This is a genomic window from Luminiphilus sp. nBUS_16 (assembly GCF_051201645.1).
Lineage (GTDB): Bacteria > Pseudomonadota > Gammaproteobacteria > Pseudomonadales > Halieaceae > Luminiphilus.
The window spans coordinates 2,654,075-2,673,027 of record NZ_CP179205.1; the positions used below are offsets into that span (position 1 = coordinate 2,654,075).

Annotated in this window: 21 protein-coding genes and 1 other RNA gene; 6 read left to right on the top strand and 16 right to left on the bottom strand. The window is 53.4% G+C overall.

The window, feature by feature from the left end; translation table 11 throughout:
* Positions 1-5: 5 nt before the first annotated feature.
* From ACMAY6_RS11795 to rsmI, 6 genes are all read right to left on the bottom strand, one after another.
* On the bottom strand, positions 6-1,739 hold the full coding sequence (locus ACMAY6_RS11795) for a peptidoglycan D,D-transpeptidase FtsI family protein (protein ID WP_435212078.1): 1,734 nt from the start codon (positions 1,737-1,739) through the stop codon (positions 6-8).
* Positions 1,739-2,017 carry a cell division protein FtsL gene (gene ftsL / locus ACMAY6_RS11800; protein WP_435212079.1) on the bottom strand — a complete coding sequence of 93 codons (279 nt, stop codon included), beginning with the start codon at positions 2,015-2,017 and terminating at the stop codon, positions 1,739-1,741. Before ftsL ends, ACMAY6_RS11795 begins: the two co-directional genes overlap by 1 nt.
* A complete protein-coding gene (gene rsmH / locus ACMAY6_RS11805) occupies positions 2,014-2,940 on the bottom strand; it encodes a 16S rRNA (cytosine(1402)-N(4))-methyltransferase RsmH (RefSeq protein WP_435212081.1) in 927 nt (308 codons plus the stop codon). Before rsmH ends, ftsL begins: the two co-directional genes overlap by 4 nt.
* Positions 2,937-3,389 (bottom strand): division/cell wall cluster transcriptional repressor MraZ, encoded by a 453-nt coding sequence (mraZ, locus tag ACMAY6_RS11810; RefSeq protein WP_435212082.1) that lies wholly within the window; start codon positions 3,387-3,389, stop codon positions 2,937-2,939. Before mraZ ends, rsmH begins: the two co-directional genes overlap by 4 nt.
* A 331-nt stretch (positions 3,390-3,720) precedes the next feature.
* Positions 3,721-4,064, bottom strand: an RNA gene (gene rnpB, locus ACMAY6_RS11815) — RNase P RNA component class A.
* Positions 4,065-4,108: 44 nt separating this feature from the next.
* Positions 4,109-4,948, bottom strand: a complete 840-nt coding sequence (gene rsmI, locus ACMAY6_RS11820; protein WP_435212083.1) for a 16S rRNA (cytidine(1402)-2'-O)-methyltransferase — start codon at positions 4,946-4,948, stop codon at positions 4,109-4,111.
* A 77-nt stretch (positions 4,949-5,025) separates the two neighbouring features.
* Between rsmI and ACMAY6_RS11825 the strand changes: the two genes are divergently transcribed.
* From ACMAY6_RS11825 to ACMAY6_RS11840, 4 genes are read left to right on the top strand one after another with little or no spacing between them, the layout of a single operon-like run.
* The gene (locus tag ACMAY6_RS11825) at positions 5,026-6,774 is read left to right on the top strand and encodes a penicillin-binding protein activator (RefSeq protein WP_435212084.1); all 1,749 of its coding nucleotides are present in this window, start codon (positions 5,026-5,028) and stop codon (positions 6,772-6,774) included.
* 30 nt (positions 6,775-6,804) lie between these two features.
* Positions 6,805-7,167: a YraN family protein gene (locus tag ACMAY6_RS11830; protein ID WP_435212086.1), complete on the top strand. Its 363-nt coding sequence runs from the start codon at positions 6,805-6,807 to the stop codon at positions 7,165-7,167.
* A gap of 18 nt (positions 7,168-7,185) precedes the next feature.
* Entirely contained in the window at positions 7,186-7,743 is a 558-nt protein-coding gene (locus tag ACMAY6_RS11835; RefSeq protein ID WP_435212088.1) for a hypothetical protein, read from the top strand.
* Entirely contained in the window at positions 7,740-8,312 is a 573-nt protein-coding gene (locus ACMAY6_RS11840) for a BON domain-containing protein (RefSeq protein ID WP_435212090.1), read from the top strand. Before ACMAY6_RS11835 ends, ACMAY6_RS11840 begins: the two co-directional genes overlap by 4 nt.
* A gap of 61 nt (positions 8,313-8,373) precedes the next feature.
* Here ACMAY6_RS11840 and ACMAY6_RS11845 read toward each other — a convergent pair whose 3' ends face one another.
* The 7 genes from ACMAY6_RS11845 to zapE all read right to left on the bottom strand — a co-directional run bounded on the left by ACMAY6_RS11845 (position 8,374) and on the right by zapE (position 14,451).
* Positions 8,374-8,778, bottom strand: coding sequence for a ClpXP protease specificity-enhancing factor (locus tag ACMAY6_RS11845; protein ID WP_435216013.1), 405 nt, complete (start codon positions 8,776-8,778; stop codon positions 8,374-8,376).
* 9 nt (positions 8,779-8,787) lie between these two features.
* On the bottom strand, positions 8,788-9,441 hold the full coding sequence (locus ACMAY6_RS11850) for a glutathione S-transferase N-terminal domain-containing protein (RefSeq protein WP_435212091.1): 654 nt from the start codon (positions 9,439-9,441) through the stop codon (positions 8,788-8,790).
* Between the two features lie 74 nt (positions 9,442-9,515).
* Positions 9,516-11,546, bottom strand: a complete 2,031-nt coding sequence (locus ACMAY6_RS11855) for a ubiquinol-cytochrome c reductase (protein ID WP_435212093.1) — start codon at positions 11,544-11,546, stop codon at positions 9,516-9,518.
* The gene (petA, locus tag ACMAY6_RS11860; RefSeq protein WP_435212094.1) at positions 11,546-12,175 is read right to left on the bottom strand and encodes a ubiquinol-cytochrome c reductase iron-sulfur subunit; all 630 of its coding nucleotides are present in this window, start codon (positions 12,173-12,175) and stop codon (positions 11,546-11,548) included. The genes ACMAY6_RS11855 and petA overlap by 1 nt, the downstream gene beginning before the upstream one ends.
* 216 nt (positions 12,176-12,391) lie before the next feature.
* Positions 12,392-12,784, bottom strand: a complete 393-nt coding sequence (gene rpsI / locus ACMAY6_RS11865; protein ID WP_435212096.1) for a 30S ribosomal protein S9 — start codon at positions 12,782-12,784, stop codon at positions 12,392-12,394.
* An 11-nt stretch (positions 12,785-12,795) separates the two neighbouring features.
* The gene (gene rplM, locus ACMAY6_RS11870) at positions 12,796-13,224 is read right to left on the bottom strand and encodes a 50S ribosomal protein L13 (protein WP_435212098.1); all 429 of its coding nucleotides are present in this window, start codon (positions 13,222-13,224) and stop codon (positions 12,796-12,798) included.
* A 123-nt stretch (positions 13,225-13,347) separates the two neighbouring features.
* Positions 13,348-14,451, bottom strand: coding sequence for a cell division protein ZapE (gene zapE, locus ACMAY6_RS11875; RefSeq protein ID WP_435212100.1), 1,104 nt, complete (start codon positions 14,449-14,451; stop codon positions 13,348-13,350).
* Positions 14,452-14,544: 93 nt separating this feature from the next.
* Between zapE and ACMAY6_RS11880 the strand changes: the two genes are divergently transcribed.
* Positions 14,545-15,039: a YhcB family protein gene (locus ACMAY6_RS11880; RefSeq protein ID WP_435212102.1), complete on the top strand. Its 495-nt coding sequence runs from the start codon at positions 14,545-14,547 to the stop codon at positions 15,037-15,039.
* Between the two features lie 2 nt (positions 15,040-15,041).
* Here ACMAY6_RS11880 and ACMAY6_RS11885 read toward each other — a convergent pair whose 3' ends face one another.
* Entirely contained in the window at positions 15,042-15,797 is a 756-nt protein-coding gene (locus ACMAY6_RS11885; protein WP_435212104.1) for a Nif3-like dinuclear metal center hexameric protein, read from the bottom strand.
* A gap of 85 nt (positions 15,798-15,882) precedes the next feature.
* Here ACMAY6_RS11885 and ACMAY6_RS11890 point away from each other — a divergent pair, with 85 nt between their 5' ends.
* Positions 15,883-16,986: a S1C family serine protease gene (locus ACMAY6_RS11890; RefSeq protein WP_435212105.1), complete on the top strand. Its 1,104-nt coding sequence runs from the start codon at positions 15,883-15,885 to the stop codon at positions 16,984-16,986.
* On the opposite strand, the gene hisD is transcribed toward ACMAY6_RS11890, so the two are convergent.
* Positions 16,983-18,296 (bottom strand): histidinol dehydrogenase, encoded by a 1,314-nt coding sequence (hisD, locus tag ACMAY6_RS11895; protein ID WP_435212107.1) that lies wholly within the window; start codon positions 18,294-18,296, stop codon positions 16,983-16,985. The genes ACMAY6_RS11890 and hisD overlap by 4 nt on opposite strands.
* On the bottom strand, positions 18,293-18,937 hold the full coding sequence (hisG, locus tag ACMAY6_RS11900; RefSeq protein ID WP_435212109.1) for an ATP phosphoribosyltransferase: 645 nt from the start codon (positions 18,935-18,937) through the stop codon (positions 18,293-18,295). The genes hisD and hisG overlap by 4 nt, the downstream gene beginning before the upstream one ends.
* Positions 18,938-18,953: the final 16 nt, after the last annotated feature.

Genomic DNA, 18,953 nt, shown 5'->3' on the forward strand with positions numbered 1-18,953 from the left:
GGGGCTCACTGACCGCCACCAAAACCGGCGAGCTGCGCCGGCATTTCTGCCTCGACCTCAGGAGGCTGATTGCGCAGTCGTAACACGCCGTCGGTGATGCGTGAATACACAGGTGCGGCGGCGGCGCCACCGCCGTAGCTGTCACCTTTAGGGCGATCAATAACAACTGCAGTGACGTAGCGCGGATTAGCCATAGGCGCAACACCCACAAAAAGGGCCAAATACTGATCGTGCAAGTAGCCACTAGGACCTACCTTGTGGACTGTGCCGGTCTTCCCGCCGACAGAGAACCCAGGAACTTTTGCTTTTTTGGCCGTCCCCTCACTTCCCGTCACACGATGCAGTACGGTCAGCACCTGATTGGCGATTTCCTTACTGACAACACGCTCGCTGGACACCTGCTCATCAGCGTTGCGCTTTAGTAGCGTCAGCGGCACCCGCCTACCCTGATTCGCGAAAATAGCATAGGCCTGCGCCAGTTGAAGCGGCGTCGCAGTAAGACCGTACCCGAAGGCCAGGGTCACTTTCTCTATCTCACTCCAGCGCTCCCGATTCGGCAAACTTCCTGAGCGCTCTCCGGGAAACCCGATACTGGAAGGCTCACCCAACCCAAACCTGCGATATACCGATAACACCGGCTCATGTCCGATAGCCTGCGCCATTTTTGTCACGCCAACCTGACTCGATTTCTCGATCACCCGGGAGACTGAAATCGCGCCGTAATTTAATGGATCAGGCAATACTTTGCGGCCGACCCGAATCCTTCCGGGTGAAGTATCGATAATCGAATCTAGGGTAAATGCACCTGTCTCCAAAGCTGCTACCAATGTCAGCGGCTTCACTGTCGAACCTGGCTCAAAGGCATCGGTAACCACGCGATTACGGGTCGCCGAATAATCGAAGGCGGCGCGGCTATTGGGGTTGAAAACGGGATGATTTGTCATGGCCAAGATCTCACCCGTCCATGCATCCAAGGTGACCGCCGCACCCGCCTCCGCGCCAGTTTCAACCATGGCTCGCTGCAGCTCGCGGTGCTGTAAATACTGAAGGCGTAAATCTATGGCCAGCGCAACGGGCTGTCCGGGCCTAGCCTCCCGCACGACGCCAACGTCTCGAATCGCGTCTCCATGCAGATCTTTGATATAACGCTTTTTTCCTACACGCCCATGCAAAACATCCTCATACGCCTTTTCGAGACCAGCAATGCCTTTGCCGTCGACGTTGGTCAGACCAATAACCTGTGACGCCACCTCTCCAGCAGGATAAAAACGGCGATATTCTCGCTTACCCCCTACGCCTGCGATCTTCAAGGCAAGCACACGACGTGCTAACTCGGGCGTTTGATGACGCGCAAGGTACATAAAACGCTTGTCAGAATAGAGATCAAGCCGTTGCTGCAGTTCCACCTCTGACTGACCCAAGGCATCCGCTAAAATCTCCAACCGGCTCGAGTCTTGAAGTCGTTGGGGATCGGCCCATAACGTAATGACCGGCGTGCTGATCGCCAAGGGCTCACCCCGTCGATCTGTAACCATGCCACGATAAGCGGGAATTTCAGCGGATCTAACAGCACGCATCGCCCCTTGCTCCCGCAGGAATGCGGCGCCACGCTCCTGGTCAACAACCTGAATCAGTACCAACCGACCCACCACCGCAGCGGCTAAGATCAGCAGCAAGGCAACAACTGTAACTAGCCGCCAAGGCGTCCCGGGGGCGGATGCAACCCCATTCCTAGCCATTAGTGCACCCCCTCAACAATGGTGTGTAGCGTTGCAAGGTCAGGGGTTCTCATAACCAACTCATCACGAGCCAGCTTGGCGATGCGGTGCGGACTCGCAAGTGTGCTTCGCTCTAACATGAGGCGGCTATAGTCCTCTTGGAGATACCAGTGTGTCCCCTCAATTCTCTGCAGGTCGGCGTAGTAGGTCCGACTCGCGTGGGTGCTATGAATAATCGCAAGACAAGACGCCAACACAGCCGCGACTAATAGCGGCGTCACCCACCGAAGAGACATCATGCAATTCGCTCCGCCACGCGCATAATTGCCGAGCGCGCTCGAGGGTTTGTCGCCAGCTCCTGCTCACCAGCACGTTGTGGCTTACCTAGCAGGCGCAACCGCTCTCCACGCTCATCATCTCGAATAGGCACGCCTCGGGGCAGCTCCCTGCCTCGAGCTTCCCGTCGCATAAATGTCTTAACGCGCCGATCCTCAAGAGAGTGGAAACTAATAACCACGAGGCGCCCCCCAACAGCCAGAAGATCAATGACCTTGCCCAACAGAATATCGAGATCATCCAACTCGCGATTTACGCGGATCCGCAACGCTTGAAACGTGCGAGTGGCAGGGTGCTTGTGCTTTTCCCACGCCGGATTAGCCGCTGCTACCACCGCAGCTAGATCTTCGGTGGTTTCGAAAAGCTGCACAGCCCTTCGCTTTACCAGCGCGGCAACGATTCGGCGGGCAAACTTTTCTTCCCCAAAATCCCAAAGCACCCGGCGCAGCTCTGCCTCAGATGCCGAATTAATAAAGTCAGCGGCAGTCTCGCCACGAGAATTATCCATTCTCATATCCAAGGGACCATGGTGCTGAAAGCTGAAGCCTCGACTGCCGTCATCAAGTTGCGGACTGGATACACCCAAATCTAAAAGGACGCCAGCTAAACCCGACCCCGCTCGCTCAAGATTGCCAAAGCTATCGTGGAAAAAGCTGAACGCGGGATTTTCGCTGGCCATTAACATTGCGCTGTCGATGGCCTCAGGGTCTTTGTCAAATGCAACCAAACGCTGACCATCCGCAAGCTCACCAAGAATTGCGGCGGAGTGCCCTCCTCGACCATAGGTTCCGTCGACAAAGACCTCACCGCCCATTCCAGTTTCAGCTGCCATCAAGGCCTCCACTGCCTCTTCAAGCAAAACAGCCTGATGAGCACTACCCATCAAAGCTTTAACGACAACAATTCAGCGGGGAGCTCCTCAACCGCCTCCACGGACAAAGCGGCATCACGCTCTGCAAGCCAACGATCCTCGGACCAAAGCTCCAACTTGTTGCCCTGCCCAACCAAAACAATCTTTTTTTCTAGGTGCGCATAATCCCTCAGAGACTGAGGCAGCAGTGCGCGCCCATTGCCATCGAGCTCGATATCTGCCGCATAACCCAGCATGAGTCGCTGAAAACGCTTTACTGCCGGGTTAAGGGCGGGAAGCGACTGAATTTCTGCCTCAATTCGCTCCCATTCGGGCAACGGGTAAAGCGTTAAGCAATGGCTCTGGGTATCAATCGTGATCACAACCTTGCCAGCACATTGGTCCAACAGACTCTCGCGCTGACGTGCAGGCACAGCCAAGCGTCCCTTGGTATCCATATTGATGTGCTGTACGCCCCGAAACATTCAGCTCAACCCACTCTTGACCCGCTTTCCCCACTTAAGCACAGTGAATTCCACTTTGCCCCACTTTTACCCACTATAAGCCCATGGTTTACAAAGGTCAATGCAGCAGACCGCAAATTTCCTTTCTATTTCAGTCGCTTAGAGAAACTTTCCTAGACGGCAAAGCCCCTGATGCGAGGCATTTTCAGGCGCCTAAAAAACGCGCTCAAACAGCAAATTAGCCGTAAATAGTGGATACGACTTTAATAAGACATATATATAGTTATTAAAATATTTTTCTATATAACCATAAAATTACTAGAGGGAGCACCCCCACGGTGTGGGGGTGCATAGATTGAGCTGATCGATAAGCCGGGTTCTGTCTTGGACGATCATTCATCTGCGACGAACGTCACCGTTCGCCTGTAGCGACCTACCCGAATCCGCCGGAGGTCACGGCTAATGGATCCCTATTTGGTCTTGCTCCGAGTGGGGTTTACCATCGCCACGCCTGTTGCCAGCCGCGCGGTGCGCTCTTACCGCACCATTTCACCCTTACCTAGCAATGCCAGGCGGTTTCCTTTCTGCTGCACTTTCCGTGGGCTCACACCCCCCAGGTGTTACCTGGCACTCTGACCTCTGGAGCCCGGACTTTCCTCCATCACCCAAGGTGACAGCGATCGTCTAATCAGCTCTCCTCCAAGATAAGGCCCTGCCCGCCCGCACTCAAGCTCGAAATGTCACTTTTTTTCACGGTTTATGAGCTGCTCGTATAAAACCCGAGCCTTTACACCGGTTACATCCGCAACGATGGACGCCACTTTACGGGGCGGTAACTCGTCGCCCAGGCGAAACAGCAGTTGCCGGTCTCTCTCCGACAGTTCTGTACCCAGCTGATCCGGCGCAGAGCCAATCAGTAAAACCTGCTCGCCGCGCTGCTGATTCGCATCCGCTTCGACCCAACTAAGCAGTGCCGCTAAGGAATCACGCTTAATGGTCTCAAAGGTCTTGCTGAGCTCTCGTGCTAAAACAGCCTCGCGCTCTGGCCCCATGATTTCAACAGCATCGGCAAGCGTCGCCAAGATACGATGTGGCGCCTCATAAAAGATCAGAGTTCCTGTTTGATGCTGAAGTGACTCTAAACGCTTTCGCCTTTGCTGAGACTTTGCTGGTAAAAAGCCCTCAAAGAAAAATCGATCGGTGGGCAAGCCGGCACCACTGAGCGCCGCGATCGCCGCACAGGGTCCAGGCAACGGGAAGATAGGGATATTTTTATCCTGTGCGGCACGCACCAATCGAAACCCGGGGTCAGACACCAACGGCGTCCCGGCGTCACTGATAAGCGCGACCGCTTCGCCACTTACCATGCGCATCAAAAGCTGCTCGGTCACCTGTTCAGACACATGATCATGATATGCGCAAAGCGTTGTCTCGATCTCGTAGTGAGCCAAAAGCTTCCGACTGTGACGGGTATCTTCCGCAGCAATCAGCGAAACTCCCATCAACGTCTCAACTGCACGCTGGGTGATATCGGCCAAATTACCAATTGGCGTCGGTACAATGTACAAACCACGTTCCAAGAGGGCGACTCCGTTCTATACTCTGCGCCATGATCGCAAATCTACCTACCCTTCGTCTGCTCATTAGAGACACTTTCTTGCTCCTACTAATAGGTAGCTTGATCGCAGGCTGTCAAACGACCAACACCCCGGAGCAATCGTTACCCAAAATCTCCTTGGAGAATCTTGGGCAAAAAGAAATGCCCGCGCCCCTGCCTGCCGCTCCAGACCAGCAGCTAGATTTTGCTGCGATCAGTGCCGTGCGAGATAAGGTCGTTACCGAAGGTGTCGTCGCAGGGCGCATTCTCAGAGACGCGTTTCTGATCAAAGGCATTGACGCAACAACGGCCAGCATCATCGATGCCGATATCGCTTGGTTCAATGGCGATATCGAAGTTGCACAACGCCTCATGAGAGGCGCTAAAACTTCGAGCATCGAGGGTCAACTTTTTGTTTTATCTACCGTCGAAGAAAGAGCCCGCATTCAAGGTCGATGGATTGACGCAGCCAAGCTGGCACACTTTCGAATTAAACTAGTCATGACGTCCCCACGGAGAACACCAAACAGCTCTAATATCTCCTATTCGGTCGCTGCCCCAGGTGATCGATTGTGGACGCTACTCATGCATCTTGATGATGGACAGTTGGGACGCGCGGCGGCCATGGCCGATGACCCAGACTGGCGTGGCTGGCTAACTTTACTGCAAGCTTACCGGTCAGGTCGAAATGCCACCTACAACTGGCTTGCCTCTCACCCGGGCCACACCGCTACCAACCCCCTCCCTGCGGCTTTAGCGACTTGGCTAGATGCGCAGCCCCCTGAGAATATCGGCGTGCTTCTGCCATTATCAGGGCGACTAAAATCCGCTGGGAGCGCCGTACTTGAAGGCATAACGGAGGGTTTATACCGAAGATTTCCAGACCCTGAAGAGCGCCCAAGGCTATTTACCATAGATACCGAACTGCGGCCCAGCGCCGTATCAGCGTACCGTGAAGCCCTGACAGGAGGCGCTGACCTCGTCATTGGTCCGCTTATTAAATCGGAGGCACAAACCCTCGAGAGCCTTAAGGAACGACCAACTCCAGTGATCGCCCTCAACCGACCTGAAGTCTACGCGAGCACGGGCATATCGAACTGGAGCGCTATGAGCTTGGCCCCCGAAGATGAGGCCCGCCAAATAGCCCGCCTCGCATTTGGGAGGGGCCAAAGAAGAGCACTAGTCATTCGCCCAGACAGCGAATGGGGTCGGCGAATGGAAATCGCTTTAAATCAGGTTTGGAGAGGCATTGGGGGCGTAATTGCCAACACACTGACCCTCGATACCACCGCAGCAGTCTCCGAACAAATAGGTAGCAGCGCCGGCTCAGTGCCATCAGAACGCAGAATAGAAATGATGGAGGTCGCCTTTGACGCCCCCGTCGCATCCCGGCCACGACGTCGCCAAGACTTCGATGTTGTGTTTTTGCTGGCAGCGGACCCCGCTGAAGCCCGCCGGCTCCGTCCTCTGCTGATCTATCACTATAGTGGCGACGTGCCCGTTTACAGTTCTTCAGCCGTTTACAGCGGCCATGACCATGGCCAAAATCAAGACCTGAACGATCTCATTCTGGTAGAAACTCCAGCGGTACTGCAAGGTTTAAAAGTGGACCGCTACACGCGACTACAAGCTTTAGGCTTCGACGCCGTTTCCATGGTTGACCACTGGCAGCAAGCCGAGGCCACTGAAGCCGTTGTACTTCAAGGAAGGACAGGGCTTCTTAGGCGGCTGCCTAACGGCGAAATCGAGAGAGAGCTTAATTCAGTTGCTTTCGATGGCGGCAAACTTAAAGCCTTGCCGATACGCTAACCCTGTAAATCGTGATGAACAGTGACAGATGTGAACCAGCAAATTGGCAAAAAAGCAGAAGATTGTGCAGAGCGCTACTTGATAGCTCAAGGCCTGACAACTCTGGCGCGCAATGTATGCTGCAAATATGGCGAGATAGACATTATTATGCAGCAAGGCGCGACGGTCGTTTTTGTCGAGGTGCGGGCCCGTAAACACAAACGTTTTCAAACTGCCGCTGGCACAGTTAATTGCCACAAGCAGCAGCGCCTTATTCGCACAGCCAGTATTGTGATACAACGTATGCCAGCTTTACAGGACCGCCCCATCAGATTCGATGTCGTCGCTTACGATACGTCGAGCAAGAATCGACAGGCGCAATGGATTCAGCAGGCTTTCGATGCGTCTAACTAAACGGGTAATAATCTGGCTATGATTCCCTACGATGACATCTCAACCTTTTTCCGCGGTTATATAGAGCAGCTAAGTTTGTCCGTGGACGACATTGCAGACGTCACGGGAAGTGCGGCTGACCTTGCAACACAGACGGTTATCAGCGAGAAAAAACTCATTGTATGCGGTATCGGTCCCGATGCAGCCGGAGCTAGTCTGCTGTCAGAATTGTTACAACAAGGACTCTACAGAGAGCGGCCGGCAATACCGGCAATAGAGCTCACTAGCCGGCACATCACGAGTCTTGATCCAGGAGTGGGCTGGTTAACTCAACAACTAACGGCCCTAGGACAACCTGGAGATTTAGTCATTCTTTTTGCCACATCACTCAATCAAGTGGATCTGGAATTTCTATCTTCGGCGATTGTAAAACGTGACCTGACGTCCGTATGGGTCGGCGCGCAGGGAACAGGGCCTAGCCTGGCATTCCCAGGAGCAGACCGCGCAACGGCGCTGGCACTGTCCCAATGCTGTTCCATATGTCTCGCAAAATTGATCGATATTTCCCTATTCGGCACGCTAGAGGACGCAATATGAGCCCTTTTTTCAAACGGTCTTTTATCATTTTATTAATCGCATGTCTGACCGGCTGCGGGACAGTTCTCGCGACCTTCGAAAGTAACAGTATCGAAGATGAGCCCGGGGAACGCAGCCTTGCAGAACAAGTTTTAGATGAAAGTATAGAAACAAAGTCCGTCGTCAATATTAGGGCAGCAAACTCCGATTTCGACGACTTGGGGTTTCTTGTTGTGTCATACAACGGCTATGTCTTAATTGCCGGTGAAGTTCCCAACCAAGGCCTTAAAGATCAAGCCGCAAACATCGTCCGCCAAATAGAAGGCGTGAGACGAATTTACAACGAACTCGCAATAGGGCCAAAGTCTTCAAGCGGAACCGAGGCTAGTGACGTCTGGCTCACGACGAAAGTGAAAACCGCCCTGCTCACGGACTCCGAAGTACCCTCACTGCGAGTCAAAGTGGTTACCGAAAACAGCGTGGTTTATCTGATGGGGCTGCTATCAACAGAGGAGGCTAACCGTACAGCGGCGGCAGCTGCCGACGTTGACGGGGTAGCGCGGGTTGTACGCCTCTTCGAACTGATTTAACAAGGCTAACGCTCACGGAGATCTAGCGTACCAGCCCCCTGCCCCCGCGCTTTTTGGTTTTTTATTTCACAATCTTCAGTGCTGGGCGGTGACCGCGCTCGGCCGAGGAAGGGTCTCCAATATAGGGCGGCTCAGGATCTGGATCGGGCTCCATGGGGCTATCGAAGACCATACCTTGGCCATTCTCGCGGGCATAAATACCTAAGATAGCGGCAATGGGGACCGCCACATCTTGAGGTTGCCCCCCAAATCGACCGTTAAAGGCGACAGCGTCATTGCCCATCTGCAAAGACACCACGGCGGAAGGTGAAATATTCAGTACGATTTGCCCATCGCTAACGTAGCTCTCAGGGACAAACACACCCTCTCCTGTGGCATCGACAAGGAGATGTGGCGTGCAATCGTTATCGACAATCCATTCGTAAATGGCGCGAATGACGTATGGCCTGGAAGAGTTCACAGAGATGCTACTCGGCTAGAGACGCATTTCTCGCTCATGGACGGTGAGGCTTTCTTGAAAAGATTCTCTTCGGAATAAACTGTCCATATAAGCCAAAAGCGGCTTCGACTGTTTACCGGGCCGAATATCAACGCCCAGAGACGGTAAACGCCACAGAATAGGTGCAATGCAACAGTCGACGAGCGTGAACTCTTCGCTCATAAAATAAGGCTTTTCCGCAAAAATAGGCGCGATCGCCATTAAGCCGTCGCGCAGTTCCTTCGCAGATTTCGTGACCACATTGTCGGATCGTGAGTTTTGAATAGCATCAACCAAACTGCACCAATCACGTTCTATTCGATACATGAGCAAGCGGCTTTCTGCTCTGGCTACAGGATATACGGGCAGTAAGGGCGGGTGCGGAAACCTCTCATCAAGGTATTCCATCATGACCTTTGATTCGTAAAGTACTAAATCGCGGTCTACCAACGTCGGCATTGTGTTGTAAGGATTCACATCGGCCAACTCAGCGGGTGCAATACCCGAATCAGATTCTATGAGATCGACTGTTACGCCTTTCTCTGCAAGTACAATGCGCACTCGGTGGCTATAGTGGTTAGTACTATCCGAAAACAGCGTCATGGAAGAGCGCTTGGACACTACCGCAGAGGCGTCGTCAGACAGTTTCATTCGTTAACTCCGGGTTGTAAGCAACAATAACGACAGTGCTGTTTGGGCAGCTGTCGCGCTTGTCGAGTGGGACGTTAGTGGACGTCCTTCCAATATTCGCGACTCAAGAGCCACGCGAATACAAAGAAAATAGCGAGGAACAGTAAAACTTTTATGCCCATCTCCTGCCGCTGCAGCTTGATAGGCTCCGCTGTATACGCCAAAAAATTAACGAGATCATAAATTGCTGAATCGTACTCTTCCCCACTCATGATACCAGCAGCCGCGATTTCAAGCCGGCCACACGGCGCCGCCATCATAGCATCTCCGGTCAATGGGTCCATCTGGCCATGCTCTAAATCTGGGCCTGCCGCACACTCGGGCATCCCCTGCAGTTCCATGAGTACATGGGGCATACCAACTTTAGGGTAAACCTTGTTGTTGACGCCATAGGGCCGAGACTCGTCCTTGTAGAACGTACGTAGGTAGGTATATAGCCACTCTGGCTGCCTTGCCCGAGACACCAAGGTTAAATCCGGAGGTGTCGCTCCAAACCATTTTTTGGCATTGCCCTTATCCATGGAATTATCCATCAGGGCTCCGATTTTTGTCTCGGGGTCGAACATCAGGTTGGCTTTGTAGAGGTCCTCTGGAATGCCCAGATCTCTGGCAACCCGATTATGGCGGGAGTACTGTAGTGAATGGCACCCCATGCAATAGTTGGTGTAGAGCGCTGCGCCACGTTGAAGCGACGGTTTGTCAGCAGCATTTGTCTCGATGTGGTCGCAAGGAATTGTCCCACAATCGAACCCCGTTTCTGCACCCACTACCTTTAACGGGATTACCGTGAGGGCCCCCATTAATGCAAGGATTCCTATACTTCGCACTACACCAATGCCACCGTCCATAGTCACCCGGTCTGGGACCGGCTTCACTTTGTCCATCTTCGACCATATTGGCATCGCCAGGAAGAATGCAAAGTAAAAAATAGTGCAGATCTGCGCTAAAAACGTCCGCTCAGGGGTCGGGGCCTTCACCCCCAAAACACCCAAGATCAAGAAACATACGACAAATAGCAGCAGCATCACGCGGTTGATCATGCCCCGGTAACGCCATGATTTAACCTCGCACCGATCCAGCCAAGGGAGTGCAAAGGGAATTGCCACTGACGCCGCAAAGAATACAAATCCCCAAAACTTGTCGGGTACAGCACGCAAGACAGAGTAGAACGGTGTGAAATACCAAACGGGTGCAATATGCTCAGGGGTTTTCAGTCCGTTAGCCTGCTCAAAGTTGGCAAACTCAAGAAAGAACCCGCCCATTTCAGGGGCAAAAAACAGAATGGCGCAAAAGAAAAATAAGAAGACCGCAATGCCCTGAATATCGTGGACCGAGTAATAAGGGTGGAATCGGATGCCATCAAGCGGGATACCGTTCGCGTCTTTCTTTTTCTTAATTTCTACGCCATCGGGGTTGTTGGAGCCTACTTCGTGCAGCGCGAGAATGTGCAATACCACTAGCGCAAGCAACACTATGGGCAAAGCCACCACGTGCAACGCAAAGAAACGGTTCAGAGTAATGCCCGAGAGCAGATAGTCTCCGCGAATCCAGGTCACGATGTCCTCTCCCACCACTGGAATCGCACCAAATAGCGAAATGATGACCTGAGCGCCCCAATAGGACATTTGGCCCCAAGGCAACACGTAACCCACAAATGCTTCAGCCATGAGAACAATAAAGATCATCATGCCGAAGACCCACAACAACTCTCTAGGCTTCTTGTACGACCCATAGATCAGGGCGCGGAACATGTGAAGGTAGACGACGATAAAAAACGCCGATGCCCCGGTAGAGTGCATGTAACGCAGCAACCAACCGTAATCGACGTCGCGCATGATGTACTCAACCGATGAAAAAGCTTCCTCGGCAGATGGTGTGTAGTTCATTGTCAGCCAAATCCCAGTTAATAACTGGTTGACCAACACCAACAACGAGAAAACTCCGAAAAAGTACCAGAGATTGAAATTCTTGGGGGCGTAGTACTCGCCCATGTGAGTATTCCACGCTCTAGTAACCGGTAGGCGTGCATCGATCCATCCAACAAAAGAACTCAACGCTTTTTCCATTAGGCAGCCTCCGCATCCACACCGATTACAAGGACGTTATCGCCCTCAAAGCTATAGGGAGGAACTACCAAGTTTGCAGAGGCAGGCACTCCCTGAAAAACACGTCCCGCCAAATCAAATTTTGAACCGTGGCAGGGGCAAAAGAACCCGCCCAACCACTCATCGCCGCCAAGGTCAGCCGCGCCTACTTCCGGGCGAAACTTGGGTGCACAGCCCAAGTGAGTGCACAAACCTACTGCTACAAATAACTCTGGCCTGATCGAACGACCCTCACTGGCAACATACCCGGGCTGGTCTGAACCCTCTGAAGAGGGGTCTTTAAGAACACCGTCTAATTTAGGGAGGTCGTCTAGCTGACTGCCAGTACGATGAAGTACATAAACCGGCTTGCCACGCCACTCAACGACCACCATCTGGCCGGGCTCAAGCTTGCCGATGTCAGCCTTGACAGGTGCCCCCGCAGCCTTAGCTTTCTCTGAAGGGTTCCACGACCCCATAAAGGGTGTAGCCACACCCACGACGCCAGCGACTCCGACAACCGATGTTGCGGCGGTCAGGAACCGCCGACGGGTCTGACTTTTTGCGTCCGGCTGAGCCGTATCATTTTGGCTAGATTGCACTTCGCTCATGAGAACCCTCTCCGACATTGAGGCAACCGCTACTGCGACGTGGCGCTAGTAGAGGCATGGAATTTCTTGCGCGGGAATGTTAGTGCTCTGCTGAGTGCGCGGCAAGCGGCGGCACCCCATAACTGCATTCCGAATTTAATTACGTAGACAAATAAGCGACAGATTTACGCCGGAATCGACCCAAAAAAACCTCTCTGCAGAGGTTCTTGGCCAATTTTAGCGCTTGGAGAACTGAGGACGACGACGCGCCTTCCGCAAACCCACTTTCTTCCGCTCGACTTCCCGTGCGTCTCGCGTCACAAAACCCTCTGCGCGCAGTGCGCCTCGCAACGACTCATCGTAATCCATGAGTGCTCGGGTGAGGCCATGCCTAATAGCTCCCGCCTGACCAAAACTGCCGCCGCCGCTTACGGTGACATAGGCGTCAAAGCGGTCATTGAGCTGGGTCAACTCCAGAGGTTGACGCACGATCATCCGTGCGACCTCACGGCCAAAATATTCGTCGATCGTGCGACCGTTGATTTGGATGTTGCCGGTACCCGTGCGAAGGAATACTCGCGCGGTCGAGGTTTTGCGTCGGCCTGTGCCGTAATACTGTGCCGTAGACATACTAATTTCCTCTAAAGCGCCAGGGCTTGTGGTTGCTGAGCGACGTGCGGATGCTCAGAGCCCGAGTAGACTTTGAGTTTGCGGAACATGGCGCGCCCCAGTGGGTTTTTGGGCAACATGCCCTTTACAGCCCGCTGGAGTACACGCTCTGGAGCGCGGTCAATCAACTTCTCAAAGCTGTAGGACTTGATACCACCCGGGTAGCCTGAGTGATGATGGTACATTTTATCGGTCTGCTTATTACCCGTTACTTTGATCTTCTCGCAGTTTACAACCACGATGTAATCACCCATGTCCATGTGGGGAGTAAATTCAGGCTTATGCTTACCGCGCAAACGGTGTGCAATTTCAGTGGCAAGACGCCCAAGCGTCTTATCTTCTGCGTCGACTACAAACCAGTCGTGCTGCACATCGCTAGCTTTAGCGCTGTATGTTTTCATTTGTGACGCCTCAAGGGGCAAATTCAAGGGAGCGCGGATGATACTGGACGGTGGCTACGCTTTCAAGCAATTATTAGTCGATTCAATTGCTACTAACTCGCGAAATAAGTCCAACCAAGCCCATTACGGCTTGTGCTCCCGGGCCAGATACTCCCGAGACTGCATTTCCTGCAGCCTCGACAGGGTCCTTCGGAATTCAAAAGCGAGCAAATTACCGTCATAAAGCGACTCAGCCGCTGTTTCAGCTGTAACGATGAGCTTAACCCCACGATCGTAAAACTCATCCACCATATTCACAAAACGCCTAGCAACATCTTCTTGATGGCACCGCATCACCTCGATTCCGGGCACCAAAACCGTGTGAAAAATCCGCGCAAGCTCAACAAAGTCGCTGGAACTGCGTGGCTGCTGGCAAAGCTCATGAAAATCAATGATGGCCATCCCCTCGACCATTGCCCGAGTTGTGATGCTGCGGTTGTTAATCTCAAGGATCGCCGACGCTGGGGCCATGCCGACAGCTAAGGCCTCGAAGTCCCCCGTCAACGCCAATTCAGACTCATCATTAAGCGGCGTGTGCCATAACTCCACCTGTTCAAGAGTGCGTAACCGGTAATCGACTCCCGAATCCACATTGACAACGTCAGTATAAGTTTCGATGAGTTTAATGGCAGGCAAGAATCTCGCCCTTTGCAGCCCGTCTTTGTACAGGTCACAGGGCTCAATATTTGAAGTCGCCACCAGTGTCACCCCGCGCTGAAAAAGGGCCGTCATCAGTCCAGCCAAAATCATGGCGTCAGCAATATCACTCACGAAGAACTCGTCAAAACAAATCACTCGGGTCTCTGATGCAATCCCGGCAGCCACTTGTTCTAACGGGTTTTTTTCCCCAGCAAGGGTGGTTAGCTCCTGGTGTACACGCTGCATAAAACGATGGAAATGCACCCTTAGCTTGGCATCGAAGGGCAAACTCTCATAAAAAACATCAACAAGGTAAGTTTTACCGCGCCCGACGCCGCCCCAAAAATACAATCCCTGCTCGGGGGTACTTTTTTCACCAAAAACCCGACGCAATCGCGCAGCAACCCCGCGCGGCTTGGCTTCCTGTGCAATAAGGCGATCATAGAGCCCCTGAAGCTTATCAACGGCCTGTGCCTGAGCCGGATCGGGCTGAAACCCAGGTTTGGCAAGGTCTTGTTCGTAGCGCTGCTTCGGTGAAAAGTGCTGCATGGTACGGTAGGAACCCTGTAAAGTTATGTGTCGCGACGGAAGCGTTGTACACTAGCACCTACTTACGTATCGACAGGCGAAATGGAGTTTTTTATGCCGTCCGGAGTCATACTCATCGCGACAGCGCTACTAGGAGTCGGCGTCGGCCTAGCCTGTGGCTGGTTGTTGGGCATACGCAAAAAGAGCAAGCGCGACGTTATTATAGACCTAGAGGCGCGCTTAGAGCGCGCTCTTGAAAGTCGCGCAGACTATGAATCCGACGTTGCTGAGCATTTTGCCAAGACCGCGCGTCTGCTGGGCCGAATGACCGAAGACTACCGGGAAGTTTATACCCACCTAGCCGCCGGGGCGGACAGTCTGTGCGATGGCGACATAGAAATACCCAACGCAAGCACGCTCCTAGGAGCAAACGCTGGCAGTCAGGAAATACCCAGTAACTTGGTCGATGTATTACCTCCCCTCGATTACGCCCCAAGAAAAAGCCCCAGTGAAAAAGGGCAGCTGTCTGAAACCTTTGGACTTGATAAGCCAGCCAGCGAGGAGATTGACCGTCTTATGGAGCCCGATCGAATAGATCGCTCTGCTTAACTTTATGCAGGATTGTCGTCGTCGACAAAGTGGTGCTCCACACCCAGTTCTTGGCTAAGCCAGTGACCGACGCTTTGCACGCCAAAACGTTCAGTAGCGTGATGGCCCGCGGCGATGAAACCGACATCCCGCTCTCGGGCAATATGAATCGTTTGCTCTGACACTTCACCGGTCACGAAAAGATCAGCGCCGGCATCAGCGGCTTGGTCGATATAGCCTTGGCCACCTCCCGTGCACCACGCAATCCGCTGAACCGGTCGATTGCCCTCTGAAAGGACCGGACGCTCAAGCTGTTCTGATAAGCGCTCAGCAACAGTGTTCAGCGGCGTCTCCATGGTCAACTCACCCAAAAAAACAGGCATCGTCGGTTCCTTAGGTAACAATGGTGCAAATTGGGCCACGCCCAAAGCCCTCCCCAGTCCCGCGTTATTGCCCAACTCGGGGTGACAGTCCAAGGGCAGGTGATAAGCGAACAAACTAATGTCGGCTTGCATTAATGTGCGCACCCGGCGCCCCTTCATACCCACCAAACAAGGGTCTTCCGACCGCCAGAAATACCCATGATGCACAAGTACCGCATCGGCTTCGAGGGCAACGGCCGCGTCAAGCAAGGCCTGACTTGCTGTGACGCCAGAAACCACGGTTTCAATCTTTTCTCGACCCTCTACCTGCAATCCGTTGGGCGCAAAATCCTTAAAACGCTGGGGTTCTAATAATGCGTCTAGCGCTGCCCGCATTTCCTGCCGCGATGTTCCCATGAAAACTCCCGTCAAATGATTCGATATCAAACAAGATAACCGGCCCAGTCTGTTTTACAATCTCTGCAATGCGAGGAATAAAACAGTGAGAGAGTTTTTATCGAGCCTTTTTTGGCCGACATTAACAGGGATACTAGCGGCAGCCATTATTTTAGACCAATGGGTTTTACCGGAACCTATGGGGCGAGATCGCAATCAGGTCCGAACCAGCTACAGTGACGCCGTCGCCTTGGCGACACCTTCGGTCGTCAATATTTATACCGCCAAGTTGGTTGATTCAGGCCGAAACCAACGTTTGAACGATCCGCTGTTACGCCGTTTTCTCGGCAATTCAGGGCGCCGCCAGCAGGTTGAGCGATCGCTGGGATCGGGAGTCATCCTCACCCCCGAGGGACACATAATCACCAATGACCATGTCATTGCAGATGCCGATGCCATTCAGGTGCTGCTCCACGATGGGCGATCAGCTACGGCAACGGTCATAGGTTCTGATCCCGCCACTGATCTCGCCGTACTCCAAATTGATCTTCCGGGGTTGACCCCCATCACCCTGGCCAACTCTGATGATGCCAAGGTGGGTGATGTAGTCCTCGCGATCGGCAACCCCTATGGCTTTGGTCACTCTGTCAGTCAGGGAATTATTTCTGGATTAAGTCGCTACGGACTTCAAGCGTCAGACTACGAGGACTACATCCAAACCGACGCCAGCAGTCTGCTGGGCAGCTCTGGTGGCGCTTTGATCGATGCATCCGGAAAACTATTGGGCATCAACACGCTTATTTATACCGCTAGCGGCGACGGCGCTGATCATGCCGCCATTGGGATTAACTTGGCGACTCCGGTCAATTTGGCGCACTTTGTCATGAAAGACCTCGTGAACTACGGCACGGTCGTGCGCGGCTGGCTGGGCGTTAGTGTAGAGCTGCTGCAGACCCAAGAAACCAGCGTGCAGCAGCAAGTATTAATGATTTCTGGACTCGCTGAAGATGGCCCAGCTGCACGGGCTGGATTGCGGCTGGGAGACGTCATCAATGCTATTAATGGCAACACAGTGAACGATGGGCGCATCACTATGCATCAGATCGCCCGCTTTAGACCCGGGGAGGTCGTTGACATTGAGGTCGCCCGGGGTCGTGAGCGGTCACTGGTTCAGCTGCAAGCGGTTGTTGGAACTCGACCCGAGAGCTAGGTCTCGGGGTTTGATAAACGCAACTCCGCGCTGCGGGCATGAGCCTCGAGGGATTCACCTCGTGCGAGCACCGAGGCAACTTCGGCTAACGCCATCGCGCCGTCTGTAGAACAGTGAATAATCGAGCTGCGTTTTTGGAAATCGTAGACACCTAACGGCGAGGAGAATCGCGCAGTGCTGGAAGTCGGCAACACATGATTGGGGCCCGCGCAATAATCACCGAGAGACTCACAGCTTAATTGACCCACAAAGATAGCGCCCGCCACGGTTAATTCCGAGACTCTCGCCTCCGCATCTTCAAAAGCCAGCTGTAAATGTTCAGGCGCTAAACTGTTGCTCAACGCAATCGCTTCGTCAAGGTTATCCACTTTAATCAGCGCACCACGATTCGCTAACGCAGCACGGATAATATCCTCACGCGCCATAGTGCCCAAAAGATCTTCCATGGCAGCTTCCACAGCATCGAGATACGCACTGTCTGGACAAATCAGAATCGCTTGCGCCTGCTCATCATGTTCAGCCTGGGAGAACAAATCCATGGCCATCCATGTTGCGGGGGCGGTGCCATCCGCAATAATGAGAACTTCTGAGGGCCCTGCCACCATATCGATCCCAACGACACCGAAAACCTGCCGCTTGGCCTCAGCCACATACCGGTTACCGGGGCCCACAATTTTATCGACACCTGGCACTGTTTCGGTCCCAAAGGCTAAAGCCGCAATGGCCTGAGCCCCCCCAGCTGTAAAAATACGATCGACACCGGCTAAAGCGGCCGCAGCCAGCACCAGCGGGTTTATCACACCGAGGGGCGCTGGGACCACCATGACGACCTCAGCAACCCCCGCAACCTTTGCCGGGATAGCGTTCATTAAAACTGACGATGGATAACTTGCTTTGCCGCCGGGTACATAAATACCCACTCTGGCCATGGGAGTCACCTGTTGGCCCAAGCGGTTACCCAACGCATCTTCGAAGGACCAGCTCTCACCCACTTGGTGCTGGTGGTAATCTCGAATTCTCTCCGCCGCAACCTCTAAGGCCCCTCGAGTCTTTGTATCCAGAGCATTCAATGCCGCTTGCATCTCTGGCGGCTCAATTAACAAATCGCTGATTGACACGCCCGGATGCTGATCTAGCTCTTGCGTCAGCTCCAGTAACGCCGCGTCACCTCCTTTACGCACAGCCTCAATAATAGTGGCCACACGACTCGTCAGCTCACCATCACGCTCATCATGCCGGGCTGTCAATGTTGTCAGATCTGCCTGAAACGAATCGGAAGCTGCATCAAATCGGCGCAATAGATTGCTCATGCGGACCCATCCCGGCCTACAGCTTGTGCGAGAGTCTCAATCACTTCTTGGATCAATTGGTGGCGGGTTCGCATAGCGGCCTTGTTAACTACCAACCGAGTACTGACGTCGGCGATATGCTCTAGGGGCGTCATACCATTGGCACGCAACGTATTGCCTGTATCAACAATGTCGACAATCTCGTCCGCAAGATCCATGAGTGGCGCCAACTCCATGGCTCCATAGAGCTTAATAATATCCGCCTGAATGCCTTTGCTGGAGTAATACTGCTTGGCGATATTGACGAACTTACTGGCCACACGAATCCGTGTCCTAGAAGTTTCTTTCCCCGGAAATCCAGCTGTCATTAAACGACAGCGTGCGATGCCTAGATCTAGCGGTTCGTAAAGACCGTCAGCACCAAATTCGAGCAGCATGTCTTTGCCCACCACACCGACATCAGCGGCGCCATGACGCACGTAAGTCGGCACGTCGGAGCCACGCAGGATAACCAGCCGCACCTGAGAATGCTGGGTGTCGAAAATGAGCTTACGGCTACTTTCGATGTCTTCAACAGGTGAAAGGCCAGCGGCCTGCAGCAGCGGCAATGTCTGCTGCAAAATTCGCCCCTTCGTGAGTGCAATCGTTAATTTTTGTGTCATGACCGTTCCGAGACGC